The organism is Lysobacter defluvii IMMIB APB-9 = DSM 18482 (assembly GCF_000423325.1).
Classification (GTDB): Bacteria; Pseudomonadota; Gammaproteobacteria; order Xanthomonadales; family Xanthomonadaceae; genus Novilysobacter; species Novilysobacter defluvii.
In genome coordinates this window covers 207446-233154 of the sequence record NZ_AUHT01000005.1, presented here as the reverse complement: position 1 = coordinate 233154, position 25709 = coordinate 207446, and the positions used below count along the sequence as shown (strand labels likewise).

Sequence of the window (25709 nt, the reverse complement as noted above, 5' to 3'; positions counted from 1 at the left end):
CCCGGGGGGGGCAAGGAGACTCAGCGGCCGCGCAGCCGCCCGAACAGGCCTTGGCGCGGGGCCGCCGGTGCCGGGGTCTCCGGCTGCTCCGGCCGGGCGAAGCCGGTCGCCAGGTTGGCATTGACGAAGTCGACCACTTCCTCGAGGGGGACGCCGGTGGTGGCGGCGATCTCCTCCAGCCTGGCCGCGCCGCGCATCATCACCGTGGCGATGCGGAAGTGGCGGGGGAACTCGCGCTCGGTCTGCGGCCACTTCAGCAGCTGGTAACGCGCGCCGGGATCGAAGCCGGGCAGCAGCTCCCCGTTGCCGGCCTGCAGCGCGGCGAACCACAGCAGCCGCGACAGTGGCTGGGCCGGGCCGATCGCGGCGGCCCGCGTGTCCCAGTCCTCCGGCTCGGGGCCCAGGTCCTCGGCAGTGAACTCCGCCGCGGCCAGGCCGGCCAGCGGCTTGAGCAGGGCGGGGCCGTGGTACCGGCCCGCCGCAGGGTCGACCAGGATCTCGACGCCATCGCGCTCCAGCGCGAAGCGGTGGCCGGGGCCGCCGGATGCAAGCCACTCGTCCAGGCGCCGCGGGCGCCGGTCGTCGGAGGGCCGCGTTGCCGCGGGGGTGGCCGGATCCACGGTGGGCGCGGCCGGCATGACCTGGCCCACCGCGGTGCTGCCGGGTTCGGCGGGGTCGCCGAGCTCCTCGGTGGCGGGGGGAATACTGCCGAACACCCCCGGCGCGGCCTGCTCCTCGTCGGGCGGGGCCGTGCGCTCCTCGGGGAGCTGGTCCCCGGCTTCGGGGGCCGGCGTCCGGCCCGCCGGATGCGGCTCTACCGGTGCGATCTGCCGCAGTACCGACGCCAGGATCCCGGCGTCCGCGGGCTGCGGTAGGTGGTAGTCGGCCTGGGTGCGCGGCGCGACGGTCAGGCCGATGACCTGCTTGCCGTCGGCATGCAGCCGCAGCCAGCTCATCGGGCCGTACATGCTGTCCATGTCGACGATGACGTGGCTTGCTTCGTCGTCCGTCACCAGCTGCCAGCCGTTCCCGGCGAGTGCGTTGGCCTCGGCGAAGGTCGACTCCAGCCTGGCGCGGGTCGACTGGTCCATGCCTGTGAGGCCAAGCTTCAGGGGCATCTGGCGGGTTCCGGTGGTAAGGATCGCGGCAGTGTTGCGGACCCCGCCAGCGCCGTCAAACGACTGCGTCGCAATCACACCGCGATGCGTGCATCCCGCGGCAGCTGTGCCTTCAGGAACGCCATCTGGTCGGCCAGGATGTTGCGGTTGGACAGGATCAGGTGCTCGATCCAGCTGGGCCGGTACGGCACGGCGAGCAGCGGCATGCCGGCCTGCTGCGGGGTGCGGTTGCCCTTGCGCGAGTTGCAGGCGAAGCAGGCGCTGACCACGTTCTCCCAGCAGTCGCGGCCGCCGCGCGAGACCGGCATGACGTGGTCGCGGGTCAGCTGCGGCCGGTTGAAGCGGTTGCCGCAGTACAGGCACAGGTACGCGTCGCGCGCGAAGAGCGCCGGGTTGTTGAGCGCGGGCGTGGGGTCGAGCGCCTTGCCGCGGGCGTGTCCGCGGCTGGCGACGATCGGGTGGAGCTCAAGCAGGCTGCGCCGCCCGCTCCAGCGGTTGGTGCCCCCGTGCACGAGCAGGCAGGGGTCGCCGAGCGTCCAGGCCACGGCGTCGCGGGCGTAGAGGCAGGCCGCGTGCTGCCAGCCGATCCATTCCAGCGCCCGCCCATGGGCATCCAGGGAAAGCAGCCGGACCGCATCCAGCGGGCGCCGGGGCGGCGTTCCCTCCCGATCGGCCGAGTGGACGTGCATCCCCGGCGGCGCATCGCCGCCGGAGACGGCCGGGTCCAGCATCGCCGGGGCAGTCTCCATGTCGCCCGAGCTTACAGCCAGATTGTTGCGGCAGGGAAACCGTCAGGCGTCGAAGTCCGCCTCGTCCAGTCCCATCAGCGATGCCGAGCCACTGCGGATCGCCGCCGCATGGGCCCGGGTGCGGGGCAGGATGCGCTCGAAATAGAAGCGCGCGGTTTCCCTCTTGCCGGCCTTGAAGCCCTCCGGCTGGCCCGAGGCCTCCGCCGCCGCGGCCATGCGCGCCCACCAGTACGCCAGGGTCACGTAGCCGCTGTACATCAGGTAGTCGTAGGAGGCCGCGCCGACCTCCTCGGGATTTTTGGCCGCGGCCTTGGCGATGGAGACGGTCAGTTCCTCCCACTCCTTGGCGGTGGTGGCCAGGGTGCCGACCATCGCGCCCAGCGCCTGGTTGCCGCCGTTCTCCTCGCAGAACGCGCGGATCATCCCGCCCAGCACCTTCAGCCCCGCGCCCTCCAGCTTGAGGATCTTGCGGCCGACCAGGTCCAGCGCCTGGATGCCGGTGGTGCCCTCGTAGAGCGTGGTGATGCGCGCGTCGCGGGCGAGCTGCTCCATGCCGTGCTCGGCGATGTAGCCGTGCCCGCCGAAGCACTGCAGGGCGTGGTAGGTGCACTCCACCCCCCATTCGGTCAGGCAGCCCTTGACGATCGGGGTCATGAAGTCGACCAGCGCCAGTGCACGCTCGCGCTCGGCCGGGTCGCTCGCGCCCTCGGCGGCATCGACCATCAGGCCGGCGTGGTAGGCCATGACCCGTCCGCCCTCGACCAGCGCCTTGCAGGTCAGCAGCATGCGGCGCACGTCGGGGTGGACGATGATCGGGTCGGCCGCCTTGTCCGGCTGCTTCGGGCCGGAGAGGGCGCGCGACTGCAGGCGCTCGCGCGAGTAGGCGAGGGCGTTCTGCAGGGCACGCTCCGATAGTCCCAGCCCCTGCAGCCCGACCGCTAGGCGCGCTGCGTTCATCATGGTGAACATGTGCGACATGCCCTTGTGGGGCTGCCCGACGAGCCAGCCCTCGGCGCCGTCGAAGTTCATCACGCAGGTCGCCGAGCCGTGGATGCCCATCTTGTGCTCGAGCGAGCCGCAGGTGACCGCGTTGCGCTCGCCCACTTTGCCCTGCCGGTCGACCTTGAACTTGGGCACCGCGAACAGCGAGATGCCCTTGCTCCCCGCCGGTGCGTCCGGCAGCCGGGCCAGGACGAGGTGGACGATGTTGGACGCCAGGTCGTGCTCGCCGGCGGTGATGAAGATCTTGGTGCCGGTGATCGAGTACGAACCGTCGGCCGCCGGCTCGGCACGGGTCTTGAGCAGGCCCAGGTCGGTGCCGCAATGCGGCTCGGTCAGGCACATGGTGCCGGTCCACTCGCCGGACACCAGCGGCTTGAGGAAGACCTCCCGCTGCCAGTCCTCGCCGTGGTGGCGCAGGGCCTCGGTCGCGCCGTGGCCGAGCAGCGGGAAGTTGCCCCAGGCCAGGTTGGCGCTGTCGATCATCTCCTTCTGCACGAAGCCGACCACGTGCGGCAGCCCCTGGCCGCCGAACTCGGCCGGCGCGGTGAGGCCGGGCCAGCCGCCTTCCACGTACTGCTCGTAGGCCTGCCTGAAGCCGGTCGGGGTCTTCACCTCGCCGGTGGCCTTGTCAAGGCTGCAGCCCTCGCGGTCGCCCACCTCGTTGAGCGGCGCCAGGACCGTCCCGGCGAAGCGGGCGGCTTCCTCCAGCACGGCGTCGACCAGCTCGCGTCCGGTCTCCTCGTGCCCGAGTGCCGGCAGCACCCGGTCCACGCCCAGCACGTCGTACAGCGCGAACTGCATGTCGCGGATCGGGGCCTCGTAGCGGTTGCTCATGTCGTCCTCTCGTATCGGATGGGATCAGCGCAGCACGCCGGGCAGCCCGGGGGCCGGGCTGAGCGCACTGCGGCGTGGATCGGTCTGGAAGCGGCGCTGCTTGCCCTCGTCGGGCGTCGCGGTGATCGCGCCATCAAGGGTGTATTCGACGCTGCGGCCCGCCGCCAGTGCGTCGGCGATCGCCAGACGTGCACCGGCGGACGGCACCAGCCGGATCGCCGCCACGTCGGCGGACTCCCCGCCGATCAGCAGGTCGGGACTGGCGGCGAGGGTGCCCGCGTCCTGGCCGGCGATGGTGAGCTGCAGCTCGACCGCATCGAAGCGCATCGGGATGCTGCTGAAGTTCTGCAGGCGCAGCTCCACGTCCCAGCGGCCGTCGGCCTGCACGGTGAGCTGCTGGATCCGCGCGGCCGGCTCGGACACACGCCGCACCGGGCCGCTGGCACAGGAGGCCAGCAGGGCCGCGCAAAGGGCCAGGACCAACCACGCGATCGGGCGTGCAGGTTTCATCCGGATGCTCCGCTTGGACGTGACCGGGCCAGCATACTACGGCGCATGGTGGTGGGAGCGGCCGGCGCAAGGCGTAAAAAAGAAAGCCCCGCAAAGGCGGGACCTTTGCGGGGCTTGCAGTGCCTGGTGGCCAGGGAGGGAATCGAACCCCCGACACGGGGATTTTCAATCCCCTGCTCTACCAACTGAGCTACCTGGCCGCGTCACGGGCGGGCCGTGAAGGAGCGGAATCATAGCGGCCGGGAGTGGGGTGGGCAAGGGGCGGGCACGCAATTGCTCCACCACGGGAGTACGCTCGACCTACTTCCATGCGCAAAGGAGTCCCGCGTCATGTGCACGTTGTTCCTGCGTCACCGCGCATTCGCGGTGCTTGCCGCCGGCCTGCTCGCTGCCGGCGCCACGGCCGCCCAGGACGTCGACCCGGAGCAACGGCTGGCGCGGTACCAGCGGGCGGCGGGCGAGCCGGTGCAGAGCTTCCGCCTGTTCGGCGCGCTCAATCACTGGGAAGCACTGGGGCAGTCCCACGTGGTCGTCTGGGCCAGGCCGGCCGAGGCCTACCTGCTCGGCCTCGACGCGCCTTGCCCGGACCTGGCGGAGGCGAGGGCGATCGGGCTTGGTGACCAGCGGGGCCGCGTCGAGGCTCGCAGCAGCTCGATCACCGCGATCGGCGACGTCGCGGGCCTGCCATGCCGGGTGCAGACGATCCAGCCGGTGGATGCGGAGGCGCTGCGCGCGCTGGACGGTCAGCCGTCGGAGGGTTCCGGCGGCACGTAGCCGGCGACGCGTGCCGCCTCGCCCTCGAACAAGAATTTCTCCATCTGCTCCTCGAGGAAGGCGCGGTGCTTCGGGTCCATCGGCGACAGCCGGTTCTCGTTGATCAGCATGGTCTGGTGGGCGAGCCAGGCCTCCCATGCGGGCTTGCCGATGTTGGCGTAGACGCGCTTGCCCAGCTCGCCGGGCCAGGGCACGAAGTCCAGTCCTTCGGCGTCGCGTTTGTGGTGCTGGCAATAGACCTGTCGGGGCATGTCGGTTCCTGGCGGGCGGCCTGTCAGGCGGGAACCAGCAGGCGGCGGATCGGGGCGGGGATGCCAAGGCGGTCGAGGTCGCCGGGTGCGACCCACCGCAGGCCCTCATTGTCGCCCACGGCGAGGCGGCTTTCGATTCCGCGCCAGCGCAGCGGTTGCAGTTGCAGCCGGTAGTGACTGAAGGCGTGGTCCACGGGGGGCAGCGCCTCCCCAAGCCCGAAGTCGCCGTGCAGGTGGCGCGCGAACCACTCGCGCGCCGCATCCGCGTCGTCCGCCTGCGGTAGCGTCCACAGGGCGGCCCAGATTCCGGCCGGCGGACGCTGCTGCAGCAGGATGCGTCCGTGCGCATCCTCCAGCCACAGCACCGTGGCGTGGCGTTGCGGCAGGACCTTGCCGGGGCGCGGCGTGGGCAGTTCCGCGGTACGGCCCTCGCGCCTCGCAACGCAGTCGTCCCGCAGCGGGCAGAGCAGGCAGGCGGGGTCGGCGCGGGTGCAGACGGTCGCGCCCAGGTCCATCTGGGCCTGGGTGTAGTCCGCCAGGCGCGCGTCGGGCAGGTGCCCTTCGGCCAGCGCCCAGAGCGCCTTTTCGACCCGGGGCAGGTTCGGCCAGCCCTCGACGCCGTGGTAACGCGCCAGCACCCGCTTGACGTTGCCGTCGAGGATCGCGTGGCGGGCGCCCCAGGCCTGGGCCGCGATGGCAGCGGCGGTGCTGCGGCCGATGCCGGGCAGTGCCTGCAACTCGTCGATGCCGCGCGGAAGTTTGCCGGCGTGTCGCTCCGTGCAGAGCTTCGCGGCGGCATGCAGGTTGCGCGCTCGTGCGTAGTAGCCGAGGCCCGACCACAGCGCCAGAACCTGTTCCTGGGATGCCGCGGCCAGCGCCGGCAGCTCGGGCAGGGCGGCGACGAAGCGCTGGAAGTAGGGGATCACCGTGGCGACCCGCGTCTGCTGCAGCATGATCTCCGACAGCCACACGCGATACGGGCTGCGGGGATGCTGCCAGGGCAGGTCGTGGCGGCCGGCGTGGTCGAACCAGGCCAGCAGGCGGGCGGCGAATGCGTCGCTCATGGCGCGTCCGGTTCCGGCGACATCTCCACCTCGACCCCATGCAGCGTCGCGCCGGCCAGTTCCAGGCGCGGCATGGCCAGTCGCCCCTGCAACGGCGGCAGCGGCGTGCCACGGGGCTGGTGGTCCAGCCAGTCCAGGACCTCGGGCAGGCGCAGGCCCGCGTCGAGCCGGGCGGGGCCGTGCTCGAGACGCAGCCTGGCGGGTCCGGACAGGTCCGCCGGCCCGGTGTAGGCGAGCGCGAACGGCAACGGCGTGGAGACGCCGGCGAGCGGTTCCGGGAGCGCGGGCCAGGCCCGTGGCCATTGCTGGAGGGCGCCTTCAAGATCCAGCGCGGCGTCGCCCTTCCAGGCGAACCCGCCACGCGCGCGCAGGTCCGGGACGGTGCCGTCGCCCCGCACGACGAGGGCTGCGGGCGTCACCGCCAGTCGGCCGTCCCGGTAGCGCAGCGGCGCGGCCAGGCCGGCGGTGAAGCGCAGGGCGTCGCGCTCCGGCGCCACGTGGCGGCCGCGCATTCCTAGGCGCATGTCGTCCAGCCCCAGCCCGTCGGTGCCGGCGTGCAGCCGCGCCGACAACACCGGCTGCATCTCCAGGCTCCAGGAGTCCGTCACCAGGGTGGCGTTGCCGGCGAGGCCCACCGCTGCGTCCCGCGCCGGCGCGGCCAGGGTGAGGTGGACATGGAACGGCAGCCGGGTCGTGCCCATCGCCAGCTCGCCAAAGACCCGGCCGCGGACCGGCCGGCCAGGCGCGAGGAAGGGCACGTCGACGCCGATCCGGTCCACGCGCCAGTCGCCTCCCTCTACCGCGCCGCCGGTGACGCGCACCCCGCCGGTAAGCGTCGGGACGCGTGGACCGTCGCCCGGAGGGCGGGTGGCCAGCCAAGCCTGCAGTTCGGCGAGGTCCAGCACGGGCGCGTCCAGCTCGACACGCTCCACGGTGAGGTCGGCCCCGCGGGACCGGAGGGTCGACCACGGCAGCGCGAGGAAGGCCCTGCGCGCCGTGAGCAGGGCGGCATCGGAGCCGGGCCGGCGCACGTCCAGGCCACGGACCATCAGGTGCGGGACTCCGCGCAGCCGGTATTCGGCCGCGCCATCGAAGCCGATCTCCAGCCCCAGCGCAGCACCGGCCTGCCGGAGCACCAGGCCGGCGACCTGCGCAGGCCGCGACAGCCAGGCGGCCAGGGCCACGAGCAGCACGACCAGGAGCAGCAGCGCCGCCCAGGGCCGTGTGCGGCCCCGGCGCGGCGAACGGTCCGGACCGGGCCGGGCGTCCACGACGATCCGGCCGCGTCAGCCGCCCAGCTTCTGCGGCAGCAGGGCGTCGACGAAGGCCTCCGCGTCGAAGACCCGCAGGTCAGCGGGCTGCTCGCCGATGCCGGCGAAGCGGATCGGGATCCCGAACTCGCGCGCCAGCGCGAACACCACGCCGCCCTTGGCGCTGCCATCGAGCTTGGTCACCACCAGTCCGGTGACGCCCACGGCGGCATGGAACTGGCGCAGCTGGCTGAGCGCGTTCTGCCCGGTGGTGCCGTCGATCACCATCAGCACCTCGTGCGGGGCCTCGGGGTCGATCTTGCCCAGCACGCGGCGGATCTTGCCGAGCTCGGCCATCAATCCGGACTGGGTGTGCAGCCGGCCGGCGGTGTCGGCGATGAGCACCTCCGTCCCGCGGGCCCTGGCGGCCTGCAGCGCATCGAAGGCGACCGAGGCCGGATCGGCGTCCTGGCCCTGCGCGATCACGGTGACGCCGTTGCGCTCGCCCCAGGCCTGCAGCTGCGCGACCGCCGCGGCGCGGAAGGTATCGCCGGCGGCGAGCATCAGTGAACGCCCCTCGCCGCGGAACCGGTGCGCGAGCTTGCCGATGGTCGTGGTCTTGCCGACGCCGTTGACGCCCACCGTCAGCAGCACGAAGGGCCGCTTGCCCGGCTCGATGACCAGCGGTTTGGCCACGGGCTCGAGCAGCGCGAGCAGCTCGGCGCGCAACGCGGCCAGCAGCGCGCCGGAGTCGGCGAACTCGCGGGCCTTCATGCGCTTGCGCAGCGAGTCGACCAGCTCGGTGGTGGCGGTCATCCCGACATCGGCGGTGATCAGCGCGGTCTCGATGTCGTCCAGCAGGGAGTCGTCGAGCTTGGGATTGGCATAGAACAGCCCGCTGAAGCCGCGGGCGAACGCGCTTCCACGCAGGCGCTCGCGCCAGCCGGGCTTGCCCGCTGGCGCGGCGGGCGCCGTCGGGGCCGCGCCCGGGATGTCGGCGGGCGCCGGGGCAGGACTGGCAGCCGGGGGTGCGGCTGGAGCCGGCGCGGGGGGCTCGGGCCGCGTCTCGGAGACGGGGGTCGCGGCTGGTACAGGAGCCGGTTCCGCGGCGGGCGTGGGGGTGGCTGCGGGCGCGGGGGGCGTCGCGGGATCACGCCCGCGCCTGGACTCCGGCTCCGGCTTCGGCTCTGCCGCCGGTTCGGGCTCGGGCGCAGCCTCAGGCTCCGCCGGCGCCACTTCCGGTGCGACCGCCTTGGCCTCAGGCCCCGGTGCACCCCGGAGCGGGGCCGGCACGGATTCCGCATCGGCCTCTGCCGGCGCGTCTTCGGCCGGCTTCGCGTCGGGGAAGGCAGCCGCGAGTTCCTCGATGCTGAAACGGCGGCCGCCGGACGCGTCATCCGGCTTTTTTCGGCGGAACAGGCTGGCCATCGACAGGAGCTTTCATGAATGCGCGAGAATGCCGGACATGCTAGCACCGGCAGTGGACCAGACCCGATGAAAAGGCGCCCGCACGGCCCTGCGCGGAAGGCGTCCGCGCCCGCGGCGGGACAGGTGCGCGTGATCGGCGGCCGCTGGCGCGGGACGCGACTGCCGGTACCCGGCGTCGAGGGGCTGCGGCCGACCCCCGACCGGGTCCGCGAGACCCTCTTCAACTGGCTCGCCCCGGTGCTCCCGGGCGCGCGGGTAGTGGACCTGTTCGCCGGCAGCGGCGCGCTAGGGCTGGAGGCGTTGTCGCGTGGGGCGGCCGCGGCGACCCTGGTAGAGCGCGACCCGGGTGCGGTGGCCGGCCTGCGGTCCCTGGTGCAGCGGCTCCAGGGGGGCGAAGCGGCCGGCGTGGTGCAGGCGGACGCGATCCAGTGGCTGCGCGGCGCGGCACCGAGGGCGTTCGACATCGCCTTCGTCGACCCTCCGTTCGCCTCCGGCCTGCTGCAGCCGGCGCTGGATGGAGTGCTGCCGCTGGTGGCGCCCGACGGCTGGCTCTACGTCGAGGGGCCGCCGGAGGCCTCGCTGGACCTGCCCGCGGGCTGGCACCTGCACCGGGAGGGGCGCACCCGGGAAACACGCTTCCTGCTCTACCGCCGCGACGCCGGCGGCGGGATGCCAGGGGCGCCGGTTGCTACACTCCCGGCAGGCCCCGAAGCCACTCCGGCAGCCGATACCGAGACATGACCAAGGCACGCGACCGCATCGCCGTCTACCCCGGCACCTTCGACCCGATCACCTGCGGCCACATCGACCTGGTGGACCGGGCGGCGCCGCTGTTCGACCGCATGGTGGTCGGCGTCGCGGCCAGCCCCAACAAGAAGCCGGCGCTGTCGCTCGAACTGCGCGTCGAGCTCGCCCGGGAGGCGCTGGCGCACCATCCCCACGTGGAGGTGCGGGGGTTCGACTCGCTGCTGGCGCATTTCGTTTCCGAAGTCGGTGGCGGCGTGCTGCTGCGGGGGCTGCGGGCGGTGTCGGACTTCGAGTACGAGTTCCAGCTGGCGAGCATGAACCGCCACCTGATTCCGGACGTCGAGACCCTGTTCCTGACGCCTTCGGAGCAATACAGCTTCATCTCGTCCTCCCTGGTGCGCGAGATCTCGCGGCTGGGCGGGGACGTGTCCAGCTTCGTCACCCCCGCCGTCGCGCAGGCACTGCAGTCGCAGTGGCAGCGCGGGGCGGGCTGACCGGCCGGCGCCCCGGCGGCGCCATCCACCTCACCGCGGCTTCGGCCGGGACACCACAAACAGGACCACAACGGGGAAATCCTATGAACACGACCACACGCCTGATGCTCCTCGCCTGCCTTTCGCTGCCGGTGCTGGCCGCCTGCCAGGACGAGGGCGCCGCCGAACAGGAGCAGGAGACCGTCGAGCAGGCTCCGCTCACCGCGCCGACCACCAACGACGACAACGAGTGGGCCGCCTACCTGTCCGACGTGGTCCGCCGCAACATGGGCGACATCACCAACAGCCCGTACGTCTACTACCTGCCGGGCTCGGAGAGCGAGGGCTACGAGGGCCAGCGCGAGCGCCTGGCCGAAGAGGTCGACCTGGCCATGCAGCGCGGCGTGCTGGAGGGCAACCTCATCGCCTTCGCCTCGCCGGAGTCCGCCGCGATGGCCGACATCGTCGTCGCCGCCTTCGAGAAGGTGGACGAGGGCGCGATGAAGGGCGTCAAGGTGATCTTCATCGGTGCCGCCGAGGACAACGAGCGCGTCCGCGCCGCGGTCGAGCCGGCCGGCGTCAACTACCAGTTCGTCGAGGCCCGCTGAGGCCGTCCCGGTCCGCGCCGCGTGGCGGCGCGGACCACCGCCGGCGCCCGTCGCCGGTTGCAGGTCCCCCATGTCACTGAAGATCAACGAGCTCTGCATCAACTGCGACGTATGCGAGCCGGCATGTCCCAACGAGGCCATCACGCAGGGTGAGGCGATCTACGTCATCGACCCCGCGCGCTGCACCCGGTGCGTCGGCCATTTCGACGAACCGCAGTGCGTCGAGGTGTGCCCCGTCGAGTGCATCGATCCCGACCCGGCCTACCCGGAAACCCACGAGCAGCTGCTGGCCAAGCTCGTAGCACTGGGTGGCGCGGGCTGATACAGGAGCAAGCCCGTGCGTCCACTTTCCCGATCCCTTTTCCTTTCCGTCCTGCTGGCGGGGCTGACCGCCTGCGCCGGACTGGGCGCGCCGGCCACGACCGCTGCACCCGCGCCGGCCGATGCCAAGGCGGGCATCGCGGCGGAGCAGGCACCACCAGGCGCGGCCATTGCCAGCGCCCATTCGCTGGCCACCGACGCCGGCATGGAGGTCCTGGCGGCCGGCGGCAACGCGTTCGATGCCGCGGTCGCGGTGTCGGCGGCGCTGTCCGTGGTGGAGCCGATCAGCTCCGGCATCGGCGGGGGTGGCTTCTTCCTGCTCCATGACGCGGCCACGGGGCGCGACGTGTTCGTCGATGCACGCGAGACCGCCCCGGCGGCGGCCACCCCGGAGGTGTACCTGGACGACGCCGGCGAACTCGACCGCGACACCGCGACCAACGGCCCCTGGGCCGCCGGCATCCCGGGCCTGCCCGCCGCGCTGGTGCACGTCTCGGAGGAGTACGGGCGCCTGCCGCTGGCCACCGCGCTGGCACCTGCGATCCGGCTGGCGCGCGACGGCTTCGAGGTCTACCCGCGGCTGGAGCGCGGATACGCCGCGCGGGCCAAAGTGATGGAGCGCTATCCCGGCACTCGCGAGGTGTTCCTCGCCGACGGCGACCCGCCGAAGGCCGGCGAGATCCTGCGCCAGCCCGACCTGGCGCGTACCCTGGAGCTGCTTGCCGAGCGCGGCCACGACGGCTTCTACCGCGGCGAGGTGGCGGAGAAGCTCGTCGCCGGCGTGGCCGCCGAGGGCGGGCGCTGGGATCCGGCCGAGCTGGCCGCCTACCAGGTGCGCGAGCGCGAGCCGATCGTCTTCGACTACCGCGGCTGGACCATCACCACCGCGCCGCCGCCCTCGTCGGGTGGCGTCGCGCTGGCGCAGATGCTGCAGATCCTGTCGGGCTGGAACCTCGACGAACTGGAAGCCGCGGATCGCATCCACCTGACCGCCGAGGCGATGCGCCGCGCCTACCGCGACCGCACCTTCTACCTGGGCGATCCGGATTTCGTCGACGTGCCGGTCGACATCCTCACCGACCCCGATTACGCACGCGGCCTGCGGGCAACGATCCATCCGGGGAAGGCCACCCCCAGCGAGCTGCTTTCCGGCCAGCCGACCCCGCTGGAGGACGAGGAGACCACGCACTTCTCGATCATCGATGCGGAGGGCAACCGCGCCGCGGTCACCCAGACCGTCAACCTGCTGTTCGGCTCCGGCCTGGTTGCCCCCGGCACCGGGGTGCTGCTCAACAACGAGATGGACGACTTCGCGCTCAAGCCCGGCACGCCGAACGCGTTCGGGGTGATGGGCTTCGAGGCCAATGCGGTGGAGCCGGGCAAGCGCATGCTCAGCTCGATGACCCCGACCTTCATGGAGTCGGGTGAGCGGGTGGCGGTGCTGGGCACCCCCGGAGGCAGCCGCATCATCACCATGGTGCTGCTCGGCATCCTCGGCTACGCCGACGGGCTGGGCGCGCAGGAGGTGGCGGCCCTGCCACGCTTCCACCACCAGTGGATGCCCGACCGCATCCAGGCCGAGCCGGGCGCGGTGCCGGCCGAGGCAGCCAGGAAGCTGGAGGCGATGGGACACGCGCTGGACCTGCCGCCCGACGAGGTCCAGGCCGGCGCTTCCAGTCATTCCTGGGGCAACCTGCAGACGGTGCTGTGGGACCGTGCGAGGGGTACGCTGGAAGGGGGCGCCGACCCCCGCAACCCGGTCGGCAGTGCCGAGGTCCGGCTGGAGGAGGCAACCCGATGAAACTCTGGTCCCTGCAGGGCAACAGCCAGAAGCTCGACGGTGGGGCGATGTTCGGCAACGCACCGCGGGCGCTGTGGAGCCGCTGGCTGCAACCCGACGAGCACAACCGCGTCGACCTGGCCTGCCGCGCCCTCCTGGCCACGCCACTGGCCGGCAAGACCGTGCTGTTCGAAACCGGCATCGGCAGCTTCTTCGAGCCGAAGCTGCGCGAGCGCTACGGCGTGGTGGAGGATCGCCACATCCTGCTGGACTCGCTGGCCGAGGCCGGCTTCGCGCCGGAGGACATCGACGTCATCGTCCTGTCCCACCTGCACTTCGACCATGCCGGCGGGTTGCTGGCCCCCTACGCCGAGGGCGAGCCGCCGCGGCTGGTGTTCCCCAACGCGTCCTACATCGTCGGGCGCGAGCACTGGGAGCGTGCACGCAACCCGCATCCGCGCGACCGCGCCAGCTTCATCCCCGAGCTCCCCGGGCTGCTCGAGGGCACCGGGCGGCTGGAGCTGGTCGACGGCCCGTACTCGGAGCTGCTCGGCAAGTCGGTCCGGTTCCACTACAGCGACGGCCACACCCCGGGGCTGATGCTCGCCGAGATCAGTGGCCCGCTGCGGGAAGACGGCGAGCCGCGCGGCGGCGTGGTGTTCTGCGCCGACCTGGTGCCGGGCCGCCCCTGGGTGCACGTGCCGATCACCATGGGCTACGACCGCAACGCCGAGCTGCTGATCGACGAGAAGAAGGCCTTCCTGGAAGACATGCTCGAGCGGGACGTGCACCTGTTCTTTACCCATGACGCCGGGTGCGCGATGGCGCGCGTGGTGCGCGACGAGCGCGGTCGCTTCGCCACCGACAACGAGGTCGCGTCGCTGCAGGCGAGGGCGCTGGCGGCATGAGCCGCCTGCCGGCGTTGCTGGCCGGGCTGTTGCTGGCCGGGAGCGCGTTGGCCCAGGCCGGGCCGGAGCCGGTGGTGCCGGAGGGCCCCCCGCGTCCCGGCGAGGTGCTGGAGGATCCCGATTTCGGGGTGCGCACCGGACAGTTCGGCCTGGAGCGGACGGTCGAGATGTACCAGTGGTACCGCGATGCGAACGGGGACTTCCAGCGCGTCTGGAAGGCCGGCCTGGTCGATTCCAGTGGCTATCCCGCGACCCACCGCAACCCGGACGCCATGCCGGTGGAGCCGCAGCGCTGGTGGGCGGCCGCGCCGACCCTCGACGGCTACCCGCTGGATCCGTCGGTGCTGCGCGCGCTGGGCAGGTGGGAAACCTTCCGGCCCGCGTTCACGCGGCTGGCCGCCAACCTGGCCGCGACCTTCCAACCGGAGGGGGACGGCCTGTCGAGCGCCGACAACCCGCTCGACCCGCAGGTCGGCGACCTGCGCCTGCGTTGGCGGGAGCTGCAGTTGCCCGAACTCGCAGGGCGGGTGGAACTTGTGGACGGGCGCTGGCAACTGTCGCCGGGCACCGCCAGTGCCGCGCTCAACGCGCGCCCGCTGCCGCCGGTGGACGTGCCCGAGGCCGACGACGAGCCGGATGACCGCCGCCGCTGGTGGCCGCTGCTGGCCGGACTGCTGGTGCTGGCGGGCGGAATGGCCTGGTGGCGCCGCCGCAAATGAAGAAGGCCGGGCAGTGCCCGGCCTTCCCCTGATCCACTCCGCAGGCGGTCAGCCCTGCTTGCGCGGACCCTCGCGCAGGGCGCGGCCGACCATCTCCACCAGCAGGTCGAGCTCTTCGCTGGTCATGGTGAAGGTCGGGGTGAAGCGCAGCGAATTGGTGCCGCCGTGGATCACGCCGATGCCGTGGCGGCGCAGCCACTCCTCGGTGGAGTCGGCGCCGAAGCACTTGAACTGCGGGGCCAGCTCGCAGGAGAACAACAGGCCGGTGCCCTGCACCTTGGTGATCAGCCCGCCCAGCTCGTCCTTCAGCTTCTCCAGCTTCTCGATCGCCTCGCGGCCGCGGGCGCGGATGTTCTCGCGGACCTCGTCGGTGACCAGCGCCAGCACCGCGGAGGCCGTGTCCAGGCCGCGCGGGTTGGCGGTCATGGTGTTGCCGTACAGGCCCTTGCGGTAGCAGCCCGCGGCACGCTCGTTGACCGCCAGCACCGACAGCGGGAACTGGCCGGCGTTGAGCGCCTTGGAGAAGGTCTCCATGTCCGGCGCCTCGACGCCATCGAAGCCGGGGTAGTCCACGATCGACAGGTGGCCGGTCGCGCGCAGGCCGGCCTGGATCGAATCCACCAGCAGCAGCGAGCCGTGCTCGGCGGTCAGCCTGCGGGCCAGCTTGTAGAACTCCACCGGCACGCTGCGGCCCGGGTCGCCCTCGCCCATGACCGGCTCCAGGAACATCGCCTCGATGAACCACTTGTTGGCCTTCGCGTCATCGAAGACCTTCTGCAGCGCGGCCTGGTCGTACGGCTCGATGGCGATGACGCTGTCCTCGCCACGGTAGCTGGCCAGGTACTGCAGGTAGGTCTTGCGGGTCGAGTCCGAGTACAGCGCGGGACGGTCGGTACGGCCGTGGAAACCGCCCTTGACCACGACGCGCTTGATGGTGGAGCCGGCGTGGCGGCCGCCTTCGTCGGTCATGGCCTTGGCATTGGCGTCGGCGATGCGCGCGGCCAGGGTCACCGACTCGGAGCCAGAGTTCAGGCACAGGAAGTTGCTGTACGGGCACTCGCGCCCGATCCCGATCGCCTTGCGGATCGCACGCTCGAAGCGCAGCTGCGACACGCTCGGGGTCATGATGTTGGCCAGCGCCTGCGGCCGGGCCATCGCCTCGATCACGCTGGCCGGGGCGTGGCCGAAGCCGAGCATCCCGTAGCCGCCCGAGTCGTGCAGCACCGCGCCCTTGAGGGTGACGATCCAGGGGCCGCGGGCGGCCAGGGCGACGTACGGGTTGACCGCGTCGTCCGGGTAGAAGTTGACGAACCCGGCCTGCACGCGGGCAACCTGCTCCCGCTCGTCCAGGTCCAGCAGCTCGGCGAACTCGTCCTTGATCCGCCCGTACTGCTCGACGGCGGCCTCCGCGGCCAGCTGCAGGTCGGGATTGCCGGCGAAGCGGGCGAGGGTGGCGTCGTCGAGGCCGGTGGTCAGGCGCTCGCCGCCGAGTTCGCGCAGCGGGCGCAGTTTGGCGACGATCGCGTTGTCGTGGGCGTTGCTGGACATGTATCGGGCTCCTCCGGGGGATGGGTGCCGGCGCCGGGCGCCCCATGGGCCCGGCGAACGAAAACGCGCGGCACGGGCCGCGCGTCGGCAAACGCTTTATGGATCAATCATTTGCGCGATTCTACCACGCTCCGCCAGCGACTATAAAGCCGCGCGCCGCTAGACTGTCGCGCTCCCGCGAAGCCCGCGGTCCCGCCTGGCCGCGTGGCTGCCACGACCTTGAAGAAATCCGACTTCACCTACGAACTCCCTGCGGAACTGATCGCACAGGCGCCGCTGGCCGAGCGTTCCGCCAGCCGCCTGCTGGTGGTGCCGCCCGCTCCCGGCGCGCTGCTCGACCGCCAGGTGCGCGAACTGCCACGGCTGCTCGAGCCGGGCGACCTGCTGGTGTTCAACGACACCCGGGTGATCCCGGCGCGGCTCTTCGGCCACAAGCAGACGGGGGGCAGGGTGGAGATCCTGGTCGAACGCCTGCTCGGCGAGGGCCGGGCGCGCGTGCAGCTGGGGGTGAGCAAGTCGCCGAAGGCCGGCGCCCTGATCGAGCTCGACGCGGGCGGGATCGCGGAAGTGGCCGGCCGCGACGGCGAGTTCTACCTGCTGGACTTCCGGGTCGACGGACCGTTGCAGGAGTACCTGGAGCGCGCCGGGCGCCTGCCGCTGCCGCCCTATATCCAGCGCGAGCCGGGGACGGATGACGCGGAGCGCTACCAGACCGTGTTCGCGCGGGTGGCCGGGGCGGTCGCCGCTCCCACCGCAGGTCTCCATTTCGACGCGCCGCTGCTGGACGAACTCGCCGCCCGCGGGGTGCGTACGGCACACGTGACCCTTCACGTCGGCGCGGGCACTTTCCAGCCCGTGCGCGTGGAGGACCTGTCCGGGCACGTGATGCACGCCGAGCGCATCGAGGTCGGCCAGGCGGTGGTCGACGAGGTCGCGCGCACGCGCGCCGCGGGCGGCCGGGTGATCGCCGTGGGCACCACCGTCGTGCGCGCGCTGGAGACCGCGATGCAGGTCGGCCCCGACAACCCCGACGGCGCGCTGCGCCCGTTTGCCGGCGAGAGCCGCCTGTTCATCCTGCCCGGTTACCGCATCCGCTCGGTCGACGCGATGCTGACCAACTTCCACCTGCCCGAGAGCACCCTGTTGATGATGGTTTCCGCCTTTGCCGGCCGCGAGCGGATCCGGCAGGCCTACCGCCATGCCGTGGAGTCGCGCTACCGCTTCTTCTCCTATGGCGACGCGATGCTGCTGTTCCCGGAGGCCAGTTCGTGAGCCGCATGTCCTTCGAGCTGCTCGGGACCGACGGCGCGGCGCGCCGGGGCCGGCTGTCCTTCCCGCGTGGCACCGTGGAAACGCCGGCCTTCATGCCGGTCGGAACCTACGGCTCGGTCAAGGGCGTGCTGCCGCCGCAGCTGCGCGACATGGGCGCGGAAATCATCCTGGGCAATACCTTCCACCTGTTCCTGCGGCCCGGGCTGGAGGTCATCGAGGCGCACGGCGGCCTGCACGGCTTCGCGCGCTGGGACGGACCGATCCTGACCGACTCGGGCGGCTTCCAGGTCTTCTCGCTGGCGCACAAGCGCAGGATCACCGAGGCCGGCGTGCACTTCGCCGCGCCCACCGACGGCAGCCGGGTGTTCCTGGGCCCGGAGGAGAGCATGCACATCCAGAAAGTGCTGGGCTCGGACATCGTCATGATCTTCGACGAGTGCACGCCGTACCCGGCCACCGAGGAGGTGGCGCGTACCTCGATGGAGCTGAGCCTGCGCTGGGCGGAGCGCTCCCGCCGGGCACACGAGGGCAACGATGCGGCCCTGTTCGGCATCGTCCAGGGCGGGGTACATCCGGACCTGCGCAGCCGGTCGGCGGCGGCGCTCGTCGACATCGGCTTCGACGGCTACGCCGTGGGCGGCCTGGCGGTCGGCGAGCCGGAGCACGAGCGCAACGCCATGCTGGAGCACACCTGCCCGCAGCTGCCCGCCGACCGGCCGCGCTACCTGATGGGCGTCGGCCGGCCCGAGGACCTGGTCGAGGGCGTGGCGCGCGGCATCGACATGTTCGACTGCGTAATGCCGACCCGGAACGGGCGCAATGGCCACTACTTCACCGCCAGCGGCACGGTGCGGGTGCGCAACGCGAAGTACGAACACGACCTTCGCCCGATCGAGGAAGGCTGCGACTGCGTGGCCTGCGCCGGGGGGTTCACGCGTGCCTACCTGCGGCACCTGGACCGCTGCAACGAGATGCTCGGGCCGATGCTGGGCACGCTGCACAACCTGCGCTACTACCAGCGGTTGATGGCGCAGGTGCGTGCGGCGGTCGCCTCGGGAACTTTCCGGGCCTTCCGGGAGTCCTTCTACCAGGCGCGCGGCGCGCAACCGCCACCGCTGGCCTGATTGCCCCCGTGGCCGCCGTGGCATAATCGGCGGCTTGTCTTTCCCGACCCGAGTCCGCCATGAACCTGCTCGACTTCCTGATCGCCCCCGCCTACGCGGCCCCGGCCGCCGCGCCTGGTGGCGGCCTGGGCACGCTGCTGTTCCCGATCGCCCTGATCGCGATCATGTACTTCCTGATGATCCGCCCGCAGATGAAGCGCGCCAAGGAACACAAGGCCATGGTGGAGAAGCTCGCCCGCGGCGACGAGGTCATCACCAGCGGCGGCATCGCGGGGACGATCACCGACATCGGGGACAACTTCGTCACCGTCGAGATTGCCGACAACGTGCGCATCCGCGTGCAGAAGGGGTCGGTCGGCAACGTGCTGCCCAAGGGCACCCTCAAGTCGGCCTGACCGGCCGTTCCCGGCCCCCGGCGCCTGCCGGGCGGCCGCTCCCGTTCCGGGACTCCACGTTTGAATCCGGCGGCCGGCGGGCCGCCTCAGGGGCGTTGCGATGCTGACTTACCCGCGCTGGCAATACGTGCTCATCCTGCTGGTCCTCGTCTTCGGGGTGATCTACGCGTTGCCCAACGCGTACCCGCAGGATCCGTCGGTGCAGGTCACCGCCGACCGCGGTGGCGTCGTCGACGAGACGCTCAAGGCACGGGTGGAACGCACCCTGGCCGAAGCCGGGGTCACGCCGCGGGCGATCGACTTGGAGGACGAGGCACTGCTGGTCCGCCTCGACGATCCGGATGAGCAGGGGCGTGCGGCGGACGCACTGCGCCCGGACCTGGGCGATGACTTCGTCGTCGCGCTGAGCCTGGCGTCCACGGTTCCCGAGTGGCTGCAGTCCCTTGGCGCCGAGGCCATGCCGCTGGGCCTGGACCTGCGTGGTGGCGTGCACTTCACCATGCAGGTCGACCAGCAGGCGGCGCTGGACAAGCGCATGGACGCGACCACCGAGGACCTGCGGGTGCTGCTGCGCGACCAGCGCGTGCGCTACCAGTCGGTGACCCGGCGTCCGGGCAGCAGCGAGGTGACCATCACCCTGGCCGAAGAGGCCGACGCCGACGCGGCGCGCCTGGCGATCCTGGAGTCGGACCCGACCCTGCAGCTGTCCATGTCCGGCAACACCGTGACGGTGCGTGTGTCCGACCAGGAGCTGTCGCAGATCACCGCCGACGCCATCGAGCAGAACATCGGCACCCTGCGCAACCGCATCAACGCGCTCGGCGTGTCCGAGCCGGTGATCCAGCGGCAGGGCAACGACCGGATCGTGGTGCAGCTGCCCGGCGTGCAGGACACCGCCCAGGCCAAGCGCATCATCGGCGCCACCGCGACGCTGGAATACCGCGCCGCGCTGGAAGGGAACGCCTACGACGCCATCGCCACCGGCAACATCCCGCCGGATGCGAAGGTCTACTACCGCAGGGAAATCGGTCCGGACGGAAACCCGATCCCGATCCTGCTCAGCCGCCGGGTGATCGCCACCGGCGACCAGCTGGTGCACGCCGCCTCGCAGCTCGACCCGCAGTCGGGTACGCCCTCGGTGTCGGTCCGCCTGAACAACGCCGGCGGCCAGCGCATGTTCGACTTCACCAGCCAGAGCGTCGGCAAGCCGATGGCGGTGGTGTTCATCGAGCGCATCCCCGAGGTGCGGATGGTCAATGGCGAGGAGGTCCGGACCACCCGCGTGAGCGAGGAGGTGATCTCCGTCGCCAACATCAATGGCGTGTTCGGGAAGGAGTTCCAGACCACCGGGCTGGGCAGCATGAAGGAGGCGGCCGACCTGGCGCTGCTGCTGCGCTCCGGCTCGCTGGCTGCGCCGATGATGTTCATCGAGGAGCGCGTGGTCGGCCCGAGCCTGGGCGCGGAGAACGTCGAGCGCGGCGTGACCGCGGTGAAGTACGCCTTCCTGTTCACCCTGGTGTTCTTCCTCATCTACTACCGCATGTTCGGGATCATCACCTGCATCGCGCTGCTGATGAACCTGCTGGTGCTGGTGGCGATCATGTCGCTGTTCGGCGCCACCCTGACGTTGCCGGGCCTGGCGGGCATCGTGCTGACGGTCGGCATGTCGGTGGACGCCAACGTGCTGATCAACGAACGCATACGCGAGGAACTGCGCGCGGGAATGCCGGCCAAGGCGGCGATCGCCGCAGGGTACGACCGCGCATCGGGCACGATCATGGACGCCAACATCACCACGATCCTGGCGGGCGTGGCGCTGTTCGCCTTCGGCACCGGGCCGATCAAGGGCTTCGCGGTGTCGCTGATCGTGGGCATCGCGGTCTCCGCGTACACCGCGGTTTCGGCCTCGCGCGGCATTGCCACCCTGATCTACGGCAGCCGCCGCAAGCTCAAGACCGTCGCGATCTGACCGGGAGCCAAGCATCATGAAGCCATTCAACGTGTTCCCGTACGGCAGCCGCATCCCGTTCATGCGGATGGGCGGGGTTTCCATCCTGGTATCCGTGCTGCTGGTCCTCGTGTCGCTGGGCGCGATGGCCCTCAACACGGTCCGCGACGGCGCGCCGTTCAACTTCGCCCTGGACTTCACCGGCGGCATGGTCTCGGAGATCCGCTTCGAGCGGCCGGTGGACGTCGACGACGTGCGTGCGCGCCTGGAGCAGGCGGGGCTGGAAGGCGCCCAGGTGCAGACCTTCGGCTCCGGCAACGACCTGCTCATCAGGCTCCGCCCGGACACCGGGCAGGCGAGTGGGGCGGAGCAGTCGGACATCAACGACCGCACGGCGCGCCAGGTCACCGAGGCACTGGCATACCCGGACAACCCGGGGCGGGTGATGCGCACCGAGTTCGTGGGTCCGCAGGTCGGCCGTGAACTCGCCCTCAACGGCATGTGGGCGCTGATCTTCGTGGTGGTCGGCTTCCTGATCTACATCTCGCTGCGGTTCGAGCGGAAGTTCGCGATCGCCGCGGTGCTGACCTCGCTGCACGACGTCATCGTCGTCGCCGGCTGGTTCGCGATCACCGGGCACGAGTTCGACCTGACCGTGCTGGCCGGCCTGCTTTCGGTGCTGGGCTTCTCGATCAACGACACCATCGTGGTGTTCGACCGCATCCGCGAGAACTTCCGCGGCATGCGCGCGAGCCCGACCGAAATCATCAACGCCTCGATCAACCAGACCCTGTCGCGCACCGTGATCACCTCGGTGGTCTCGCTGCTGACCATGCTGGCGCTGTACTTCTACGGCGGCGGCTCGCTGGCGGGCATGGCCGAGGCGATGATCATGGGCGTGATCTTCGGCACCCTGTCGTCGATCTTCGTGGCCGCTCCGCTGCTGGACCGCGGTGCGCTGAGGGTGACCAAGCAGGACCTGATGCCGAAGGCCAGGGACGAGGCGGAGCTCGCGCGCCGTCCCTGACGGCGCCGCAACTCGGCAAACATGAAAAAGGCCGCGGGATCCGCGGCCTCTTTCATGTGTGGGGGAGGCGTACGACGGATCAGTCGAACGTCGCCGCGTACCCGGTGCTGACCAGCCGCTGCTGCAGCAACGGACCGATCTTGACGTTCGCGGCCATCAGCGGACGGGTGTCCGGGCCGGTGGCATCCATGCGCGGGGTGCCCCTGCCGCGGTAGTCGCAGACCATGCCGCCGGCCTCGCGCACCAGCAGCGCGCCGGCGGCGATGTCCCAAGGCTTGAGCCCGGCCTCGAAGTACGCATCGGCGCGCCCGGCGGCGACCCAGGCCAGGTCGAGCGCGGCCGAACCGGTGCGGCGGATCTCCTCGATCTCGCCCATCAGGCTGTCCAGCGCCTTGAGCTGCGCGGAGGTGCGCTTGCGCTCGCGCGGCGGGAAGCCGGTGAGGATCATCGCCCCGTCCAGGTCCTTGCGGTCCCCCACGCGGATGCGCTTGTCGTTGAGGGTGGCGCCGCTGCCCCGGCTGGCGGTGAACAGCTCGTTGCGCAGCGGGTCGAACACGACCCCGTGCAGCGGCTCGCCGTTTTCCACCAGTGCGATGGAAACGCAGAAGTGCGGGATGCCGCGCAGGTAGTTGCTGGTGCCGTCGAGCGGATCGATCACCCAGGTGAAGCGGCTGTTGCCGCCGCGTCCCTTCACCTCGCCACCTTCCTCGCCCAGGATCGCGTAGTCCGGCGTCGCGCGGCGCAGTTCGCGGATGACCTCCTTCTCGGCCATCGCGTCGACCTCGCTGGCGAAGTCCATCCGCGCCTTCTCCACCACGTTCAGGCCCTCGAGGCGGTTCATGTGCCGGAGCAGTACGTTGCCGGCGGAGCGTGCGGCCTTGACCATGAGGGTGACGGCGGGTTTCTGCATGGCGTGGGCCTCTGCCTGGTGGAATGCGGTTGGGGAAAAGAGCAGGGCGGCCCGCGAAGGAGCCGCCGCCGGCACGTCGTGGCCGGTCGCGCAGTTTACCATTGCGCCATGAACCCCGACCCCGCAAACCCCGGCTCCCGGCTGCGCATCGTGCTGGTCGGGACCCAGCATCCCGGCAACATCGGCTCGGCCGCGCGCGCGCTCAAGACCATGGGCCTTGCGCGCCTGGTCCTGGTCGCCCCTGAGAAGGCGCCCAACGCCGAATCCAGCGCGCTGGCCGCCGGCGCGGACGACGTGCTGGACGCCGCGCCGGTGGTGCCCGACCTGGCCACCGCGGTGGCCGACTGCCGGCTGGTGCTGGGCTGCACCGCGCGCAGCCGCCGGGTCCAGCTGGAGCAGTTGCTGCCGCGGGAGGCGGCGGCGCGCGCGGTCCACGAGGCCGCGGATGGCGGCGAAGTGGCACTGGTGTTCGGCCGCGAGCGCACCGGCCTGGAGAATGGTGAGCTGCAGCTGTGCCACGCGGCGGTGCACATCCCCGCGAACCCGGACTACAGCTCGCTCAACCTTGCCGCCGCCGTGCAGGTGCTCGCGTACGAACTGCGCCTGGCCCTGCTCGAGGCCGCGGGTCCACGGGAAGCCGTGGAGCCGCGCGACCCGCCGGCCACCCACGAGAACATGGAAGGCCTGTTCGCCCACTTCGCCGACACCCTGGAGCAGATCGACTTCCACAAGGGCCGCGCCCCGGAGTCGGCGATGCGCAAGCTGCGCCGGTTGCTGCTGCGCGCGCGCCTGGACCAGCGCGAGGTGCGCCTGCTGCACGGCATCCTCGCCGACGCCCAGCGCATGGCGATGCTGGCCGGCCGGCGTTGAGGGCGCCGGTCAGACCAGCAGGTCGAACATCGGGGCAAGCCAGGCCGCGACCTGCCCCGACAACAGCACCGAGGCGGTGACCGCCACCGCGCCCGTCGTCCAGGCGACCGCCATCAGGCGGCCGTCGCGCTCCAGCAGGGCCAGCGCGAACAACAGCAGCAGTACGCCGAACACGTAGTTGGTGAAGGGGATCGGCAGCGACAGCAGCAGCCCCAGCAACAGCAGGAGCAGGCCGGTCCACGACGTCGCCAGCCTGTGGTCGAGAAGTTCGGCATTGCGCGGGCGCACGCGCCGCTCCAGCCGCCCGAGCCATGGCGAGATGCGGTCGCGGAAGCGCTGCAGCGTGCGCCGCCGGGGGCCGCGCCGTGCAATGAACCGGGGCAGCCAGGGGGTACGCCGGCCAACCAGCAGCTGCGCCCCGATCAGCATCACCAATGGACCGCTGGCGGCCCCGGCCAGGCCCGGTACCGGGATGAAGGCGGGCAGGGTGGCGATGAACAGCAACATGCCGAACGAACGCCGCCCCAGCCCGGCGAACACCTGGCCGAGGTCGACGACCTCGTCCGGCGCGCCCCCCTGCGCGAGTGCATCGAGCAGGGCGCGCGTGCCCGCCTCCGCGTGGCCCGGATCAGTCGGCGTCGTCATCGCCGCGCCCGTCCGGGGACTCCACCCGGCTCAGCAGCAGCTTGTCGACGCGCGGGCCGTCCAGGTCCACCACCTCGGCCTTCCAGCCCGGCCACTCGAAGCAGTCGCCGACATTGGGGATGCGCCCGATGTGCGCGATCACCATGCCGGCGGCGGTGTGGAAGTCGTACTCGTCCACGCCCGGTACCGGGCTGCGCAGCAGCTCGCGCAGGTCGTCCAGGTGCAGGGAGCCGTCGATCAACCAGCTGCCGTCCTCGCGCTCCACGACGGGGCCGCGCGTCGGGTCAGGGCGCTCGCCCGGAGCCTGGGCACCCATGCCGGAGTGGGTGCGGCCGATCACCGCGCCCATGACGTCGTTGACCGTCACCACCCCGGTAACGTCGCCGTACTCGTCGACCACCAGCGCCAGCGACTGCTGTTCCTCGCGCAGGATCTCCAGCAGCTTCAGCGCCGGCGTCGACTCGGAGACGAACAGGACCTCGCGCATGTCGCCGAACAGGTCGATCGGCACCCCGGGCTCGAGTGCGCGCAGCAGCGACTTGGCCTCGACCAGGCCGATCACGTCGCGGTCGTCGCCCTTGTAGACCGGGAAGCGCGAGAACGGCGCCTCGCGCATGGTGGCCAGGTTCTCCTCCAGCGGTGCCTCCGCGTCCAGCCAGGTGATCCGCGTGCGCGGGGTCATCAGGCTCTCGGTGCTCCGGTCGCCCAGGTCCAGGACCCGGTTCATCATCTTGCGCTCGTCGGCGTCGATCACGCCCTGCTCGTGGCTTTCGCTCACGAGAAGGCGGATCTCCTCCTCGCTCACCGCGGACGCCTCGGTGCTGTCCAGCCGCAGCAGTTTCAGCAGCCCCCGGATCGAGGCCGTCAGCAGCCACACCGCGGGGCGGGCGATCCAGGCGACCCAGTGCATCGGCACCGCGACGGCGGTGGCCAGGCGTTCGGGCGCCAGCAGCGCCAGGCGCTTGGGCAGCAGCTCGCCCAGCACGATGCTCAGGTAGGTGATCAGGGCGACGGCGAGGACCGTTCCCACCACGCGCGCGTACTCGCCCAGCGCCGGGACCCACTCGGCCAGGTGGGCGCCGAAGATCGCGCCGATGGCGTCGCCGCCGAACATGCCGGTGAGGATCGCGATCAGGGTGATGCCAACCTGCACCGTGGACAGGAACTGCTCGGGGTGCTCGGCCAGCTCCAGCGCGCGCTGCGCCTTCTTCCCGTCCATCTGGCGCAGCCGCGGCTTGCGCGAGGTGACGACCGACATCTCCGACAGTGCGAAGAAGGCGTTGAACGCGATCAGGACCAGGACGATCAGGAACTCGAGCATGCCGCCGGGCTCCTGGACTCAGGTGTGTGGATGGCGCACCTGGCACCGCGGCAAGATCGTGGGTCGTCGTCCATGTGGGGATGCTGGGGAAAGGTGCCCCGGGGGGTGAGGGC

The 25709-nt window shown here is 71.4% G+C and carries 26 protein-coding genes and 1 tRNA gene; 14 read left to right on the top strand and 13 right to left on the bottom strand.

Annotation, left to right across the window (positions count from 1 at the left end; genetic code table 11):
- Positions 1-20: 20 nt before the first annotated feature.
- The 5 genes from G545_RS0103330 to G545_RS0103310 form a co-directional block, all read right to left on the bottom strand.
- Complete coding sequence (locus tag G545_RS0103330; RefSeq protein ID WP_027069149.1) at positions 21-1118, bottom strand: hypothetical protein; 1098 nt, start codon at positions 1116-1118, stop codon at positions 21-23.
- A 74-nt stretch (positions 1119-1192) separates the two neighbouring features.
- Positions 1193-1867 (bottom strand): HNH endonuclease, encoded by a 675-nt coding sequence (locus G545_RS0103325; protein ID WP_081677694.1) that lies wholly within the window; start codon positions 1865-1867, stop codon positions 1193-1195.
- A gap of 42 nt (positions 1868-1909) precedes the next feature.
- Positions 1910-3703 carry an acyl-CoA dehydrogenase C-terminal domain-containing protein gene (locus tag G545_RS0103320; protein WP_036137802.1) on the bottom strand — a complete coding sequence of 598 codons (1794 nt, stop codon included), beginning with the start codon at positions 3701-3703 and terminating at the stop codon, positions 1910-1912.
- 24 nt (positions 3704-3727) lie between these two features.
- The gene (locus G545_RS0103315; protein ID WP_027069146.1) at positions 3728-4213 is read right to left on the bottom strand and encodes a hypothetical protein; all 486 of its coding nucleotides are present in this window, start codon (positions 4211-4213) and stop codon (positions 3728-3730) included.
- Between the two features lie 124 nt (positions 4214-4337).
- Positions 4338-4413 (bottom strand) — tRNA-Phe (locus G545_RS0103310).
- A 130-nt stretch (positions 4414-4543) separates the two neighbouring features.
- Here G545_RS0103310 and G545_RS15205 point away from each other — a divergent pair.
- The gene (locus G545_RS15205) at positions 4544-4987 is read left to right on the top strand and encodes a DUF6491 family protein (RefSeq protein ID WP_052106842.1); all 444 of its coding nucleotides are present in this window, start codon (positions 4544-4546) and stop codon (positions 4985-4987) included.
- Here the strand turns inward: G545_RS15205 and G545_RS0103300 are convergent.
- The 4 genes from G545_RS0103300 to ftsY are packed head-to-tail and all read right to left on the bottom strand — an operon-like array spanning position 4957 to position 8980.
- Positions 4957-5238: an oxidative damage protection protein gene (locus tag G545_RS0103300; RefSeq protein WP_027069144.1), complete on the bottom strand. Its 282-nt coding sequence runs from the start codon at positions 5236-5238 to the stop codon at positions 4957-4959. The genes G545_RS15205 and G545_RS0103300 overlap by 31 nt on opposite strands.
- 23 nt (positions 5239-5261) lie before the next feature.
- Positions 5262-6302, bottom strand: coding sequence for an A/G-specific adenine glycosylase (gene mutY / locus G545_RS0103295; RefSeq protein ID WP_027069143.1), 1041 nt, complete (start codon positions 6300-6302; stop codon positions 5262-5264).
- Complete coding sequence (locus G545_RS0103290; protein ID WP_027069142.1) at positions 6299-7573, bottom strand: AsmA family protein; 1275 nt, start codon at positions 7571-7573, stop codon at positions 6299-6301. Before G545_RS0103290 ends, mutY begins: the two co-directional genes overlap by 4 nt.
- A 15-nt stretch (positions 7574-7588) precedes the next feature.
- Positions 7589-8980, bottom strand: coding sequence for a signal recognition particle-docking protein FtsY (gene ftsY / locus G545_RS0103285; RefSeq protein WP_027069141.1), 1392 nt, complete (start codon positions 8978-8980; stop codon positions 7589-7591).
- A gap of 66 nt (positions 8981-9046) precedes the next feature.
- Here ftsY and rsmD point away from each other — a divergent pair, with 66 nt between their 5' ends.
- The 7 genes from rsmD to G545_RS0103250 all read left to right on the top strand — a co-directional run bounded on the left by rsmD (position 9047) and on the right by G545_RS0103250 (position 14536).
- Positions 9047-9721 (top strand): 16S rRNA (guanine(966)-N(2))-methyltransferase RsmD, encoded by a 675-nt coding sequence (rsmD, locus tag G545_RS13370; RefSeq protein ID WP_052347252.1) that lies wholly within the window; start codon positions 9047-9049, stop codon positions 9719-9721.
- Positions 9718-10221, top strand: coding sequence for a pantetheine-phosphate adenylyltransferase (gene coaD / locus G545_RS0103275; protein ID WP_027069140.1), 504 nt, complete (start codon positions 9718-9720; stop codon positions 10219-10221). Before rsmD ends, coaD begins: the two co-directional genes overlap by 4 nt.
- Before the next feature lie 83 nt (positions 10222-10304).
- On the top strand, positions 10305-10808 hold the full coding sequence (locus G545_RS0103270; protein ID WP_027069139.1) for a hypothetical protein: 504 nt from the start codon (positions 10305-10307) through the stop codon (positions 10806-10808).
- 70 nt (positions 10809-10878) lie between these two features.
- Complete coding sequence (locus G545_RS0103265) at positions 10879-11130, top strand: YfhL family 4Fe-4S dicluster ferredoxin (RefSeq protein ID WP_027069138.1); 252 nt, start codon at positions 10879-10881, stop codon at positions 11128-11130.
- A gap of 15 nt (positions 11131-11145) precedes the next feature.
- Positions 11146-12930: a gamma-glutamyltransferase gene (gene ggt / locus G545_RS13365; RefSeq protein ID WP_036136625.1), complete on the top strand. Its 1785-nt coding sequence runs from the start codon at positions 11146-11148 to the stop codon at positions 12928-12930.
- On the top strand, positions 12927-13817 hold the full coding sequence (locus G545_RS0103255) for an MBL fold metallo-hydrolase (RefSeq protein ID WP_027069137.1): 891 nt from the start codon (positions 12927-12929) through the stop codon (positions 13815-13817). Before ggt ends, G545_RS0103255 begins: the two co-directional genes overlap by 4 nt.
- Positions 13814-14536 (top strand): TMEM43 family protein, encoded by a 723-nt coding sequence (locus G545_RS0103250; RefSeq protein WP_027069136.1) that lies wholly within the window; start codon positions 13814-13816, stop codon positions 14534-14536. Before G545_RS0103255 ends, G545_RS0103250 begins: the two co-directional genes overlap by 4 nt.
- A 48-nt stretch (positions 14537-14584) precedes the next feature.
- Here G545_RS0103250 and G545_RS0103245 read toward each other — a convergent pair whose 3' ends face one another.
- Positions 14585-16084, bottom strand: coding sequence for an aminotransferase class III-fold pyridoxal phosphate-dependent enzyme (locus tag G545_RS0103245; protein WP_027069135.1), 1500 nt, complete (start codon positions 16082-16084; stop codon positions 14585-14587).
- A gap of 219 nt (positions 16085-16303) precedes the next feature.
- On the opposite strand from G545_RS0103245, the gene queA reads away from it, so the two are divergent.
- The 5 genes from queA to secF all read left to right on the top strand — a co-directional run bounded on the left by queA (position 16304) and on the right by secF (position 21850).
- Positions 16304-17356 carry a tRNA preQ1(34) S-adenosylmethionine ribosyltransferase-isomerase QueA gene (gene queA, locus G545_RS0103240; protein WP_027069134.1) on the top strand — a complete coding sequence of 351 codons (1053 nt, stop codon included), beginning with the start codon at positions 16304-16306 and terminating at the stop codon, positions 17354-17356.
- Between the two features lie 5 nt (positions 17357-17361).
- Positions 17362-18480, top strand: a complete 1119-nt coding sequence (gene tgt, locus G545_RS0103235) for a tRNA guanosine(34) transglycosylase Tgt (RefSeq protein ID WP_407059623.1) — start codon at positions 17362-17364, stop codon at positions 18478-18480.
- A gap of 59 nt (positions 18481-18539) precedes the next feature.
- Positions 18540-18875 carry a preprotein translocase subunit YajC gene (gene yajC / locus G545_RS0103230; RefSeq protein ID WP_027069132.1) on the top strand — a complete coding sequence of 112 codons (336 nt, stop codon included), beginning with the start codon at positions 18540-18542 and terminating at the stop codon, positions 18873-18875.
- 100 nt (positions 18876-18975) lie between these two features.
- A complete protein-coding gene (gene secD, locus G545_RS0103225; RefSeq protein ID WP_027069131.1) occupies positions 18976-20844 on the top strand; it encodes a protein translocase subunit SecD in 1869 nt (622 codons plus the stop codon).
- Positions 20845-20860: 16 nt separating this feature from the next.
- Positions 20861-21850: a protein translocase subunit SecF gene (gene secF / locus G545_RS0103220; RefSeq protein ID WP_027069130.1), complete on the top strand. Its 990-nt coding sequence runs from the start codon at positions 20861-20863 to the stop codon at positions 21848-21850.
- Positions 21851-21929: 79 nt separating this feature from the next.
- On the opposite strand, the gene G545_RS0103215 is transcribed toward secF, so the two are convergent.
- A complete protein-coding gene (locus G545_RS0103215) occupies positions 21930-22760 on the bottom strand; it encodes an inositol monophosphatase family protein (protein ID WP_027069129.1) in 831 nt (276 codons plus the stop codon).
- A 108-nt stretch (positions 22761-22868) separates the two neighbouring features.
- On the opposite strand from G545_RS0103215, the gene G545_RS0103210 reads away from it, so the two are divergent.
- A complete protein-coding gene (locus tag G545_RS0103210; RefSeq protein WP_027069128.1) occupies positions 22869-23630 on the top strand; it encodes an RNA methyltransferase in 762 nt (253 codons plus the stop codon).
- Between the two features lie 9 nt (positions 23631-23639).
- On the opposite strand, the gene G545_RS0103205 is transcribed toward G545_RS0103210, so the two are convergent.
- Positions 23640-24275, bottom strand: coding sequence for an exopolysaccharide biosynthesis protein (locus tag G545_RS0103205; RefSeq protein WP_027069127.1), 636 nt, complete (start codon positions 24273-24275; stop codon positions 23640-23642).
- On the bottom strand, positions 24259-25596 hold the full coding sequence (locus G545_RS0103200) for a hemolysin family protein (RefSeq protein ID WP_027069126.1): 1338 nt from the start codon (positions 25594-25596) through the stop codon (positions 24259-24261). The genes G545_RS0103205 and G545_RS0103200 overlap by 17 nt, the downstream gene beginning before the upstream one ends.
- Positions 25597-25709 lie beyond the last annotated feature (113 nt).